The organism is Exiguobacterium sp. KRL4, from assembly GCF_001870785.1.
Taxonomy (GTDB): Bacteria; Bacillota; Bacilli; order Exiguobacteriales; family Exiguobacteriaceae; genus Exiguobacterium_A.
The window spans coordinates 61,616-74,279 of sequence record NZ_MOLV01000001.1 but is presented as its reverse complement, the minus strand read 5'-3'; the positions used below and the strand labels follow the sequence as shown (position 1 = coordinate 74,279).

Below are 12,664 nucleotides of genomic sequence, written 5' to 3'. Positions count from 1 at the left end.
ATCCCTCCGTCATCTTGGCAAAAGCCATTTTTTCTGAATCATTATAGCACGCCCATTCGCAAGAATCGTATCGATTTGCAAAGCGTCATCAATCAGTAACAGATCGGCTCGTTCTCCTATTTTGATTTCTCCACCAGAAATCCCATACGCCTGTGCGACGTTCAACGTGACCGTCTTTATTGCATCCTCCAGTCGAACACCGTGCCGGACGGCATCGCGGACTGCTTCAAGAATCGAGTTTGGTTTTCCTGTCTCTAAACGCAACAGTTTTCCGTTCTCATCAAACGCAGGCAGACTGGCTCCAGCATCACTCGACATCGTAATCTGATCGAGCGGAATGCCCGCATCGAGCGCACGTTTTAAGGCAATTCCTGCCGGTACTTCCCCTTCTTGAATGAAGGCCTCCGTCGTACACGTCGTGAAATCGATTCGCCCACCTTGTTTGGCCCACCTTAAACCGGCTTCGAAAATCCGTTCGCTTCGATTGATGTGTGTCGGCAAAAATTGTGTGATGGGAATGTCCGTTGTTTCGACCACATTTTCCAGTAAACGAAGTGCTTGTTTGCCGTCACCGATATGGACATTCATCGTTCCGTTGACTCCTTTTAGAAGACCGGCAATCCGGGCTTGTGAAGCGAGACGCGCCAGTTCTTCAACAGTCGGTTGCGTCGAACGGTGGTCGTTGATCGCAATCTCACCGATACCGATGACTTCGTTGATTAAAAGAATGTCTTCGGCAATTGAATTGGTGATCGATACAGGGGGCACGGCATAACTACCGGACAATAAAAAAGGACGGATGCCCTGACTTGTATACCCACGAACATGTGCAAGCAAGTCAATTCCTGTCCGGGTCCAGCCGTCCGTCCCGAGCAGACCAACGACGGTCGTGACGCCACCGGCTAAGAAGTCTGTTGCCACAAGAGGAGCGGTCCGCGTCGCAAATCCCCCTTCTCCACCTCCACCAATCGGATGGACATGTCCGTCAATCAAACCGGGAATGAGCTGTTTCCCTGTCCCATCGATGGTCTCTGTAATCAACCGTTCATCGATGGCATAGGATCCGATTGCCAGAACCTTGCCTGCCCCAATCCATACATCGGTGAACTCACCTGCTACACTTACATTTTTAAGAATTATCATCGCTTGCCTCCTAAACCATAAAAAGCGAGCCTATCGTCCGAATGACGATATCTCGCTTTTACCTTATTCTGCCTTTGTCCCTTGACCAAGACCAAGATCTTCATTGACTGCATCAAGTGCGAAGACGACAAGTGAAGTCACGACTGACATAGCTGTCGCGAATCCGAAGTTATACGTGACTGCATCGACCGCTGATACGATGAACACAGCTGTGTTCACGAGTAAGAACGACCAGAAGAATGTAACGAGAAAACGCATTCTTCCCCCTCCATTTCTTAACTTACTTTTTAATGTCCTACGTTTTGTAGTATATCATTTTTTAGTACGACAGACAGCTTTTCTCTGTTTTTTTTAAACGCTTTCTTGATTCTGAAAAGCAGGCAATTCTAGATGTTTTTTTAGAGGGATATGCTACAGTAAGCATAATGAATCAAGAGTGGAGTGGGTTATTTTATGCAACGTCATCTTATCACCGTCGATCTAGACGGTACTTTACTACGTGACGACAAGACAATCAGTCAAACGAACTTAAAGGCTTTACGGACCGCTCGGGAAAACGGTCATGAAGTCGTCATCGCAACAGGACGTCCTTTTCGACATGCCAAACGCTATTACGACGAACTCGGTCTGACGACACCTATCGTCAATTTCAATGGTGGGCTCGTTCACCATCCACACGATCGACACTTCGAAGTCAGTCACCATCCGATTCCGCTGAAGACGGTTCAACACATCTTGGAGTCGGTATCGGACTCGAAAACACAAAACATCGTCTGTGAAGTGACCGATCATGTTTATTTCCAACGTGATCCGGTCGGTATTTATGAATTTTATACGGACCATGCTTTATCCGTGACGACAGGTGACCTCCGAAAGGTCTTACAACACGAACCGACGTCGTTACTGATTCATGCGAAAGGTGAACACGTCCAAGACATCCGTTCTGAGTTGTCGAGCATCCATGCCGAAACAGTCTTGAACCGGCAGTGGATTAAACCTGAATATATGGTCGAAGTGATGCGCAAAGGAACGAGTAAAGCAATGGGTCTCCAACAGATTTCGCGATATCTCGGCATTGATCAAAAACAGATTGTCGCCTTTGGTGACGAAGAAAATGATTTGGAAATGCTCGATTACGTGGGTCATGGCGTCGCGATGGGCAATGCGATCGGTCCGCTCAAGCTGATCGCCAACGGAACAACAAAAACCAATCAAGAAGATGGGATTGCCTACTATCTGAAACATGTGCTCGGACTAATTTAAGCCCGCCTAAACAACATAAGCCGTCTCCTCTGTCAATACGACAAAGAAGACGGCTTATTCGTGTCCTTCAAGGACCATTGATTCATCTGCTGGAACCCTTACCCTTTTCGGAAATAGCCAACGACTGAATCTGTTGCTACGACATTGATGAAAACCGTCTCGTCCGCGTCACGACAAATCCGTTCGACATCCCGTAATTCATGTCGTTCGATGACCATCATCAGTGTTGACTTCTCCGCTCTTGAATAGGTCCCGATCGATGGCATCTGTGTGATTCCCCGAATGATATGTTGATGGAGTGCCGTCGTGATGTCATCGGCATGATTCGTGATGATGAAAATCGTTAACCGTTGATTGCTCGTGTGGATCTCATCGACGACTTTTGATGTCACATAGATGAAGACAATCGTATAGAGCGCTGTCGACCAGCCAAATAATGCACCTGCGAGTATCGCAATCAAGAAATTAAGGACAAACAGATACAATCCGACGCTTCGATCGGAAAAACGAGCAAAAATCAAAGCAACGATATCAAATCCACCTGTCGAGGCCCCGAATTTAATCGTGATTCCTGTTCCAATCGCAAGCAACACACCGCCGAAGACAGCATTTAGTGTCTGATCACCCGGAATGACCGCATATTGTGGAATAAGTCCAATAAAAATCGTCGTCGCCAAAACTGAAATCAAGGTAATGATGGTAAAACTTCGTCCTAACATGATCCATGCTAAAACAATCAACGGCAGATTCAGTACTAAGAACCAGACGTTTTCCCCAAAGGCGAATGCCGTTCCCTGTAACACCTGCGTTAAGATCTGGGCGAGTCCTGTAAATCCTGTTGAATACACACCACTTGGAATCAGGAACCAGTTCATTGCCAATGCAATGACGAACCCGCCAATCGAGGCGACAATTACTTTTAAGATACTTTCCTTTACAACCGCTGTCACACCTTGTTCTCCTCTCATTCGTAAACTATCTTGGAACACTTTAGCACATAACAAATGAGTCCGGATAGTCAAGAAGACGAAAGAATTGTATTTCTTTTTTTGGTACCGCTCTCATTTTCGGAAGTTGAACACAACTTAACGTTTAGGAAAAACTAAAAAAATTCCGACATGCTGACCATGTCGGAATTTTTGTCATACTGTCATCGATGCTGGAATCGTAACCGTACCTTCTGCCGGAACTTCTACGCTGTCACCATGTAGCTGCAACGTAAATGACTCGCCGATATTCTGCTCGATAGATACTTCGTTTTGTTTGACGTGCACGAGGATGTGATGACCGCGCCATTGCATCCGGAACGAATAACTTGTCCAGCCTTTTGGCAACATCGGCTTAAAGGACAAGGCACCGTCTTGAACACGAAGTCCCGCGAATCCGTGGACGATTGACATCCAAGATCCGACCATCGACGTAATGTGTAGACCGTCTTCTGTATCGTTGTTGTAGTTATCAAGATCGAGACGCGCCGAACGTTGATATAATTCCATTGCTTTTTCTTCATACCCGACTTCTGCCGCGATGATTGAATAGATACACGGCGAGAGCGACGATTCGTGGACCGTCCGCGGCTCGTAAAAATCAAAGTTTTTCTTTTTCTCTTCAATAGAGAAACGATCCGTCAGGAAGTATAACCCTTGTAAGACGTCCGCTTGTTTGATGAAGACGGAACGTAAGACACGGTCCCACGACCAGTTTTGGTTTAATGGTAAGTGTTTCGGATCAAGATCTGCGACCATGATTTGTTCCTTATCCATGAAACCATCCTGTTGCATGAAGACGTCCGGCACAGAGTCATCTTTTGGATAATACATCTTTTGATCGATATCTGCCCAGTGCGCCAATTCTTCATCCGTCAACGCGAGCTGATGCATCAATTCTTCCAACCGTGTCGGTTCTTCTTGTTCTAAATGACGGTGAACCGTTTGGGCATACTCAAGACACCAGGCTGCCATCAGGTTCGTGTACCAGTTGTTGTTGACATTGTTTTCGTATTCGTTTGGTCCTGTTACACCCAAGATCATATAGACGTCTTTATGTGGCACATAGTTGACACGACTCGCCCAGTAACGCGCAATCTCAACGAGCACTTCAAATCCATATTGTCCAAGGTATGACGTATCACCTGTATAGTTCGTATAGTTGTAGATAGCGTGAGCAATCGCCCCGTTGCGGTGAATCTCTTCGTGCGTGATTTCCCACTCGTTGTGACATTCTTCTCCGTTCATCGTCACCATCGGATACAAGGCACCTTTCATTCCAACATTCTTATCCGCGTTTTCTTTTGCTTGCGGCAATTGGTTATGACGGTATTTGAGTAAGTTCCAAGCGACATCCGGCTTCGACGTCGCGAGGTAGAAGTTGAGACAGTAGGCTTCTGTATCCCAGTATGTCGCACCGCCATACTTTTCTCCCGTAAACCCTTTCGGTCCAATGTTTAGACGGGAGTCTTCTCCTGTGTACGTCTGGAACATATGGAAGATATTGAATCGAATACCTTGTTGGGCTTCGATATCGCCTTCGATTTTTACGTCTGCCTCTTCCCAATGTTTTAACCAGGCTGCTTCATGGTCAGCCAGAACATGATCAAATCCAGCTTCGAACGCATCATTGACCCGTTTCATCGCCTGAGCAAGCAAGTCCTCGATTTCATAATCACGATTCGTCACGAGTGCAACCAACTTTTCAGCTGTAACGGATTCTCCCGCGGGTACCTGCTTCGTGAAGCGATTCGAAACGTACTGCAATGTGCCTTCAAGCACTTCACATCTTGCTCCTTCGACATCTGTAATCATTGCTGCCGTCACATGCCAATCCAGTTTTTTCGTTTTAGACGTGACATAGGCAAACCGTTCCTCTGCTCCATGTTCGACGGGGAGCCAGAACTTTTCATCGTAGTTCGAATCTTCATTTTCGACATCCGCATCAAGGTAGGATTCGATGACGATTTCTGCGTCAAAGTTAACAGGAGTGACGGTATACCGGAGTCCGGCAAGCTCTTTATCGACGATTGAGAAAAAACGTTTTGCTTCGATTTTCGTTTCTTCGGTTCCATTTTTGATCAACATCGTCCGCGTGAGGACACCATGTTGCATATCGAGTTCGCGTTTAAAATCAACGACATCCCATTCGTTCAAGTCAACGTTTTTTCCGTTGATCGAAACACGGATACCCATGATGTTGACGGCATTCAATACTTTTGCAAAGTATTCCGGATACCCATTTTTCCACCAGCCGACACGCGTCTTGTCCGGATAATAGACACCGGCGACATACATGCCTTGATGGGTATCGCCCGAATAATCTTCCTCGAAGTTCCCTCGCATTCCCATATGTCCGTTCCCAATCGATGTCATCGATTCAGCTAGACGGTTATCTTCCGGATGGAATCCTTGTTCTGTAATCTTCCATTCGTTAATATCAAATAATCGTTTCATTTTAAGTAGCTCCTTCATTCTTAATCACATGGACGCACAAGCCTTTTTGTAAGCGTTTTAATATTCTCTACCTTCTTTATTTTACACATAATAACCACTAATGCAATCGTTTGCACGAAAATAAAATTCTTTTTCTGCGTCTCTTTCTATTTTGGATGTGGCTGCCCTCTTTACGGTATTTCCCTCAAAAAAAACACCCCCGGTCCGTGATGGACTGATGGTGTTTAAGACTTACTTGGCGGTTCCACCACATGATTGGCGAACGACCAGATAATGAGGCACGATGACCCGTTTTCCGTAAGGTGTCGCTTCTTCATTAATCTGTTCAATCAGACAATTCGTCGCTTCAAATCCAAGACCAAAGATGTTGATTTCGACTGATGTCAACGGTGGACTAGAGAACTCCGCGATGAATAAGTTATTAAAACTGACGACTGCCATCTGATTGGGGACACTGATTTCCATCTCATTGAGCGTACTCATGACACCAAGTGCCATCATGTCGTCACTGACAACGACAGCAGTCGGCGGATGTTCAAGCGACATCAAACGTTTGACGGCATCGGCCCCGCCTGTCGTCATGAACGGCGCACTGACGATATACGAGTCATGAATCGGGATGCCTTCTTCCATCAGTGCCGTTTTGTATCCACCAACACGTTCCTGTGTGACCGCTAAGTCCTGTGATCCACCGACAAAGGCGATACATTCGTGACCGAGTTGATGTAAATATTTTGTGACTTCACGCCCTGCGAGGTAGTTATCCGTATCCACATACGTCACATGGGAAGAATCACTAAACGGTTTACCGACGACGACGAACGGAAATTTAGAGTCCTGTAAAAACTGGACGACTTTATCATCCGTCCGTGAATACAAGACGACGACCCCATCGACTCGACGACCCTGAACCATCGAGACGACACCTTCGTATACTTCTTCTTCCGAGACACCTGTCGTCATGTATAGCGAGTATCCGTTTTGATGTGCTTTCGTACTGATACCCCGAATCACTTCTGAGAAAAATGGATTTTGAAGTGTTTTCGTCGCCGCACTTGGCATGACAAGACCGATTGCCTGGGTTGTCCGATTCGCGAGACTCCGGGCATGAACGTTTGGATAGTATCCCAACTCCTCCATCGCCTGACGGACACGTTCCTTCGTTTTTTGGCTGATCCGCGGGCTGTTTGCAATCACACGCGATACAGTAGAGGGCGCGACATTTGCTTCTCTCGCGACATCCTTGATTGTTACTTGCATCCCTTTCACCTCATCATTTCCCTACAAATGTATTTTAGAGTGTTTCCTTCGTCCGATTGATCCGTCTTCGATGTACGAACAAAATGATTAAGGCAAGAATCGGTGCGATTGACCCAATTGCAACAAGCGAGACCCAATTCACTTGCGAACGCTCGATCACATATCCATTGGCACTGTTCGCATCAAGCGTCACTTCATACGCATCACCATCTTGGCGAACGACATCCGAGAACAGTAACCCTCGTAATCGTTGATCGTCACCCACTTCTGATGCCTTTACACGTAATGTCGTTTTCTTTTCCCCTAAGTTAATAGCATACAGGACTGTCTGATTTTTTGTTTTTCGTTCAAACACAGCCATATGATCGGTTTTCGCGACCATTCGCTGTTTACCTGTTTCAAAGGCAGAATAGTCATCACGCATCTTGTTTAACGTCTGTACATATTCTTGCATCTTATCGTTTTTGTCGAACTCCATCATCATCCGATTTCCTGGATCGTCTCCACCAGGCATCGCCACTTCTGTCCCCTGATAGACAATCGGCATTCCTGGTGCTGCATACAAGGCAAACAACGCGAGACGCAGTTGACGTTCCTCATCTTCGGCTCCACCAATCTTCGCTTCTGTGATAAAGCGTTTTAAGTCATGATTATCAATGAAGTTCGCTAAAGACATCGCTTTCGGGTTAAACGTAGTATCTCGATTATAAACCGAATCCAACTCTTCCGCCGAACCATTTTTTCGAGTGAATTGATCTTTGATGCCGTAATAAAACGGGAAGTTCGTGACGGAATCAAATCCTAATTTTGAATACGTCGCAATCTTTCGTGGATCCCCGTCAAATACTTCTCCGAGCAGGAACAAATCCGGATGATCTTGTTTGACGGCCGGAATGAACTTTTCCCAAAAACCGGGTGGAACATGCCGGACGGTATCAAGACGATAGCCATCAATTCCCGTCTCATCGACCCAATACTTGGCGACATCAATCAAATAGTTGACGACCTCTTGATTTTCCGTATTGAAGTCTGGCAAGTCAAATAACCAATTGTTTTCGACTTCTGCTTGGTTGTTCCAGTTCATGATGGTTTGTTCTTTATGGAACCAATCTGGTTTTTCCTCAACAAGTGGATGGTTAGGTCCTAAATGATTGACGACCAGATCAAGCACTACTTTAAGATCACGCTTATGCGCTTCCTGGACCAATGTCTTGAACTCTTCTTTTTTCCCGAAATGTGGATCGATTTCATAATAATCATCCGTCCAGTATCCGTGGTATCCGTTCGGTCGGTTCTTAAAGATTGGTGTCAACCAAATCGATGTGAACCCCTGTTCCTTGATGTAGTCCAAACGTTTTGTGACCCCTGCTAAGTCGCCACCTTGAAAGGCTTTTGGATCATCGGAATTTGCTTCTAGATCGTTACTCGGGTCACCGTTCTCAAACCGGTCGACCATGATGAAATACATCCGTTCTTTTTCCCATCCTGCTGCTTCGCTCGTCTGCGGAAATATTCCGATAGACAAGAGAAGCGGCAAGAGGAGAAGCATCACGCCTCGTCTCATGCCGCTGATTCCCCCTTGATTGATTACCCTTTCGTTCCACCTGCTGTCAGTCCAGATACGAAGAAGCGCTGGAAAGCGAAGAACAGGAGAACGATTGGTACTGCTGATAACACGGCACCTGCCGCAAACAATGTGAAGTTATTATCGAATTGCTCTGAAACCATGTTGTAGAGTCCAACGGCTAACGTCTGTTTCTCCGGTGAACGGAGAACGAGTGATGCCAAGATGAAATCGTTGAATGGTGCCATGAAGTTAAACAAGGCGATAACCGCGACCATTGGTTTAGCGAGTGGAAGAATGATCTGCCAGAAGATCCGAAGATGTCCTGCCCCGTCCATCCGTGCCGCTTCATCTAGTTCCTTTGGTATTGTATCAAAATATCCTTTTGCAAGATACGTATTCATCGGAATCGCGCCACCTGCGTAGAGGAGAATCAATGCCAAATGTGTATCAAACAACTGCAACATGTTCAACAAGACGTAGATCGCGATGATGGCAACGAATTGTGGCACCATTTGCAGCACGAGGAACAAGATTAGTGAATTTTTCCGTCCTACGAACCGGTACCGTGAAAAAATATACCCTGTCAGCGTAATCAGTGCCACTGAGACGACCATCGTAATCACGGCGATTTTGATAGTGTTTAAATACCACATGCCGTAATCCGTTTGTGTCGCATCAAATAAGTCAAAGTAATGGATCAATGTCGGATTGCTTGGGAAGATATCAGAAGTGATGCTTTTCCCCGGGTTCAGTGATGTCCCGGCAACCCATAGCAGTGGATACACGATAATTATCGAGGCGATCGTCAAAATGAGGTATGACAACGCCATATTGATTCGGTTTTGTTTTCTCATTAGATCATATCCTCATCTTTGAATGATTTTGAACGTTTAAACTGAATGACGGCAATCGTCATGATAAAGAACGACAACACGAGCGTAATCGCTGCGGCAAATCCATATTGCGGATTCGAACCAAGCGACAGTTTGTAAATCCAGGAGATCAGGATATCCGTTCCGCCAGCCGATTGACCCGGAACAGCCGGTCCCCCGTTGTTAAAGAGATAGATGATGTTGAAGTTATTGAAGTTAAACGTGTATTGCGTGATTAAGATCGGTGCTGTTGCAAACAAGATCATCGGTAACGTAATCAAACGGAATTTTTCGCCTGAAGTCGCTCCGTCAATCGTCGCTGCTTCATACAAATCTTCTGGAATCGACTGCAGAATACCGGTCGTCAATGTCATGATGTACGGGAATCCGAGCCACCACTGAATCCCGATCAATGCGAGTCGTGTATAGGTCGGATCCGTCATCCACTCGACACCACTATCCAACCCGATTGCCGGAAGTAATGTCGTATTGAAGACACCAAACGTTTCATTAAACATCGAACGGAAGATCAAAATCGTGATGAACGCTGGTACTGCCCACGATAAAATTAAAATCGAACGGAAGAATCGTTTTCCCTTTAAGCCTTTTTGATTCAATAAGACAGCAAGACCGATTCCGATCGCGATGACACCGGTTGTCGAAGCGACTGTCCAAATCAAGGTCCATCCTAATACACTGATGAACGTGTCGCGGAAGATATCCACTGTAAAGATGTTCAAGAAGTTTTGAATTCCAATCCAGTCGACGAGTTTTGCGGGTGGTGAGTTATTGAACTTGTAGTTCGTAAAGGCAATCAAAAATGTAAAGATCAATGGTAAGACGACCGTAAAGACTAGGAGAACCAACGATGGAATCAGCATGGCATACGGGAATCCATTATCACGGAAGTTCCGGAGCTGCATTTTCAAAGAAGGTACTTCTAATTCCATATCACGGAGCTTACCGATCCGATACGCATCGATAAAGTTCCAGACGTAAATGGCGATACCAAACACAAGCAGAATCAATGCAATGATTCCCTCGACCATCAAGAAGATCGAGTGATCCCCCCTTACGCCTGGTACCTCACCGAGTGTAATCAATCCCCAAATCGCACCGCGATCTCCAGGACCGTTCCCAGCTCCTTTAAAAAACAGTTCGAAGTTCACTAAAAAATACGATAGAACGACGATAAAAAAAGTCGCGCCTTTTAAAAATTGTTTGTTGTACAGTTGCCCCAATCCAGGAACGATCGATATCACCGCCGCAATCGTCCGGTGATTCGTTTTAGGTTCTGGTGTCTTTGTTGGTTTTGGTGTCGCAATGGCCGCCATCGTCTGTTCTCCTTTCCAAAGGTCATGTCTGACCTCAGGCTTCTCTTCCAACCATAAAGATAAGGGGGAATCGAAGATCCCCCTCTCTTTAATTCTGTCTCATCGATTCAGTTGATTACTGATTGTTTGCTTCGATTTGTTGCTTGATTTGTTTAACAGCATCATCAGCTGATTTTTGTGCATCTTGTTTGTCAGTTGCAACGAGTTGAAGTGCTGCTGCCATCGGCTCCCAAACTTGACCCATCTCAGCGATGTTCGGCATTGGAACACCATCTTTAGATTGTGCGAAGACAGCTGCTGCGACTTCGTTGTCTTTGATCGTTGCATCTTCTTGAAGTGCTGTTACTGGTGGAATCTCGTTGTATTTCTCAAACATCGCTTTGGCATTCTCTTCGCCAGTGAGTGATACGAGGAACTTCTCAGCCCACTCTGCGTTTTCTGAGTATGCTGAAACGGCATATGTTTTTACCCCAACGAATGTTTTGATTGCTTCGCCGTTAGGAAGCTTCGGAAGAGCTGCTGCCCCTAAGTTGATACCTTTTTCTTTGTAGCTTGCGACTGCCCATGGTCCGTTCATGACTGCGACTGCTTTTTTGTCGCCGAACAATTGGTCCATTGCTTGACCACCGCCACCGCCGATCAAACCTTTCGGGAAGAGACCTTCTTTGTACCATTTACCGATGTAGTCCATTCCTTCGACTGCGCCTTCATTATTGAGGCCGATGTCTGCAGGATCAAGTTTTCCACCGTTATCTTTAAAGACGTATCCACCGTATCCACCAATCGGACCGTGTGCGAAGTAGAAGTTATCCCAAAGTGCGAGGAAACCGTATTTGCCGTCTTTTTTCTGATCTGTTGAAATCTTGTACAAGTCATCCATTGAAGCAGGTGCTTCTTTTAACTCATCTTTGTTGAAAAGAAGAATTGGTGTTTCGACTGCTTTTGGATAACCGTATACTTTTCCGTCAAACGTTACTGCTGATTTCGCTGTATCGATAAATGGCTCAAGTGCTTTTTCGCCGTCTTTGAGTTCAGCGATCAACCCTTGGTCAACAACTGTTCCGATTTGGTCATGTGGAAGGAGAATGATGTCAGGACCTTTTCCAGCAGGACCGTCAAGAGCGACTTTCTTTTGTTGATCCGTCATTTTTACTTCTTTGACTTCAACTTTGACGCCTTCTTTTTCTTCAAACGCTTTAGCAGCTGCTTTTGTTGTTTCAGCTTTTTCTGTATCTTCCCAGATGACGATTTTAGCTGGTTTTTTTCCGCCTTCTGAACTTGTGTCCGAAGAACCTGAATCCGTGCCACCACCACATGCTGCAAGAGCACCGACTGCCATGACAGATACCGAAAGACCTGCTACTAATTTTTTGATTTCCATGTTTGAAAATTCCTCCCCAAGTTAACGTACGAATGATAAGTTCTGATGCACAACGTTTGCATAAAGGCACAACCATTTTCTCGTGATAACAACCGAGGGGTTGTAAGTGTTTTATGAAAACGTTTGCATCACCTTTACATTTTTATTATACAATCTAAAATCCTTTTGACAAGTCCTTTTTATTAAATATTTTCCTACATTTCAAAAAGATCATTTAAAATTTTTTTCGAAAACGGTTTGTCTGTATTAGTAAAATCAATTTAAAAAGAAAACGTTTACATTTAGACCGTTTGCACAAACAGGTGCAATCGATTGCATTGTATACGCGTCTTCTGTTTAATCCGTCATCTTTTTCTTGAATTCCAATTGACTTTAAGAAAGCGCTTCACTATTCTTAGGTC

Annotated in this window: 10 protein-coding genes; 1 reads left to right on the top strand and 9 read right to left on the bottom strand. The window is 45.3% G+C overall.

The genetic code is table 11. The annotated features are described in order from the left end of the window. Window positions 1-9: 9 nt before the first annotated feature. A complete protein-coding gene (gene iadA, locus BLD48_RS00310; RefSeq protein ID WP_071498463.1) occupies window positions 10-1,143 on the bottom strand; it encodes a beta-aspartyl-peptidase in 1,134 nt (377 codons plus the stop codon). Window positions 1,144-1,206: 63 nt separating this feature from the next. Then, the gene (locus BLD48_RS00305; protein WP_012369663.1) at window positions 1,207-1,401 is read right to left on the bottom strand and encodes a YjzD family protein; all 195 of its coding nucleotides are present in this window, start codon (window positions 1,399-1,401) and stop codon (window positions 1,207-1,209) included. 195 nt (window positions 1,402-1,596) lie between these two features. Between BLD48_RS00305 and BLD48_RS00300 the strand changes: the two genes are divergently transcribed. Next, window positions 1,597-2,406 (top strand): Cof-type HAD-IIB family hydrolase, encoded by an 810-nt coding sequence (locus BLD48_RS00300; protein WP_071498462.1) that lies wholly within the window; start codon window positions 1,597-1,599, stop codon window positions 2,404-2,406. Between the two features lie 98 nt (window positions 2,407-2,504). On the opposite strand, the gene BLD48_RS00295 is transcribed toward BLD48_RS00300, so the two are convergent. The 7 genes from BLD48_RS00295 to BLD48_RS00265 all read right to left on the bottom strand — a co-directional run bounded on the left by BLD48_RS00295 (window position 2,505) and on the right by BLD48_RS00265 (window position 12,257). After that, window positions 2,505-3,356, bottom strand: coding sequence for a YitT family protein (locus BLD48_RS00295; RefSeq protein WP_071498461.1), 852 nt, complete (start codon window positions 3,354-3,356; stop codon window positions 2,505-2,507). A gap of 192 nt (window positions 3,357-3,548) precedes the next feature. Beyond that, window positions 3,549-5,849 (bottom strand): glycoside hydrolase family 65 protein, encoded by a 2,301-nt coding sequence (locus tag BLD48_RS00290; RefSeq protein WP_071498460.1) that lies wholly within the window; start codon window positions 5,847-5,849, stop codon window positions 3,549-3,551. 231 nt (window positions 5,850-6,080) lie between these two features. Next, on the bottom strand, window positions 6,081-7,109 hold the full coding sequence (locus BLD48_RS00285) for a LacI family DNA-binding transcriptional regulator (RefSeq protein ID WP_071498459.1): 1,029 nt from the start codon (window positions 7,107-7,109) through the stop codon (window positions 6,081-6,083). A gap of 34 nt (window positions 7,110-7,143) precedes the next feature. Beyond that, a complete protein-coding gene (locus tag BLD48_RS00280) occupies window positions 7,144-8,673 on the bottom strand; it encodes an alpha-amylase family glycosyl hydrolase (RefSeq protein ID WP_071498458.1) in 1,530 nt (509 codons plus the stop codon). Window positions 8,674-8,696: 23 nt separating this feature from the next. Next, entirely contained in the window at window positions 8,697-9,530 is an 834-nt protein-coding gene (locus BLD48_RS00275; protein WP_071498457.1) for a sugar ABC transporter permease, read from the bottom strand. Further along, window positions 9,530-10,882, bottom strand: coding sequence for a carbohydrate ABC transporter permease (locus BLD48_RS00270; protein ID WP_071498456.1), 1,353 nt, complete (start codon window positions 10,880-10,882; stop codon window positions 9,530-9,532). Before BLD48_RS00270 ends, BLD48_RS00275 begins: the two co-directional genes overlap by 1 nt. Before the next feature lie 115 nt (window positions 10,883-10,997). Then, window positions 10,998-12,257, bottom strand: coding sequence for an extracellular solute-binding protein (locus BLD48_RS00265; protein WP_201723123.1), 1,260 nt, complete (start codon window positions 12,255-12,257; stop codon window positions 10,998-11,000). Window positions 12,258-12,664 lie beyond the last annotated feature (407 nt).

Bases quoted from the DNA above. Each gene is read 5' to 3' on its own strand.
- iadA (WP_071498463.1), bottom strand. From the start codon at position 1,143: ATGATAATTCTTAAAAATGTAAGTGTAGCAGGTGAGTTCACCGATGTA.
- BLD48_RS00305 (WP_012369663.1), bottom strand. From the start codon at position 1,401: ATGCGTTTTCTCGTTACATTCTTCTGGTCGTTCTTACTCGTGAACACA.
- BLD48_RS00300 (WP_071498462.1), top strand. From the start codon at position 1,597: ATGCAACGTCATCTTATCACCGTCGATCTAGACGGTACTTTACTACGT.
- BLD48_RS00290 (WP_071498460.1), bottom strand. From the start codon at position 5,849: ATGAAACGATTATTTGATATTAACGAATGGAAGATTACAGAACAAGGA.
- BLD48_RS00285 (WP_071498459.1), bottom strand. From the start codon at position 7,109: ATGCAAGTAACAATCAAGGATGTCGCGAGAGAAGCAAATGTCGCGCCC.
- BLD48_RS00280 (WP_071498458.1), bottom strand. From the start codon at position 8,673: ATGAGACGAGGCGTGATGCTTCTCCTCTTGCCGCTTCTCTTGTCTATC.
- BLD48_RS00275 (WP_071498457.1), bottom strand. From the start codon at position 9,530: ATGAGAAAACAAAACCGAATCAATATGGCGTTGTCATACCTCATTTTG.
- BLD48_RS00270 (WP_071498456.1), bottom strand. From the start codon at position 10,882: ATGGCGGCCATTGCGACACCAAAACCAACAAAGACACCAGAACCTAAA.